The sequence below is a fragment of the Bacillus sp. 22483 genome, from assembly GCF_052044605.1.
GTDB classification, from domain to species: Bacteria; Bacillota; Bacilli; order Bacillales; family Bacillaceae; genus Bacillus; species Bacillus altitudinis.
Window position 1 is genome coordinate 1 of the sequence record NZ_JBQENU010000036.1, and the last position, 311, is coordinate 311.

Below are 311 nucleotides of genomic sequence, written 5' to 3' on the forward strand. Positions count from 1 at the left end.
CAAAAAGCCTTTCATGAAGGTGTTTCTGGAACGCTTGATGATACAAACTTTGGCGGCGATACCTTTGTAGAAGAACACTTTTTAGACAACGCTGTACATATGGGCATCAAAAACGCCAAAAGCATTGTAAAGGATCAAAAAAAGGCACTCAAAACGATTTTTCAAGATATTGATGACCTCATTTCTCTGGAGGTATTTGATAGTAAAACCTTTGACGAAAAGATTGCAGATGCGGAAGATGAACGCAAGAAAACGGTTAAAGATTTAATAGAACTTGATCAAAATCTAAAAGATGAATATGCTTTGTCAGA

General features: G+C 36.0%; 1 protein-coding gene. It reads left to right on the forward strand.

Annotated elements, in window-relative coordinates:
- On the forward strand, positions 1–311 hold a 311-nt coding region (locus tag ACTJJQ_RS19295), incomplete at both ends, for a T7SS effector LXG polymorphic toxin (RefSeq protein ID WP_440600515.1).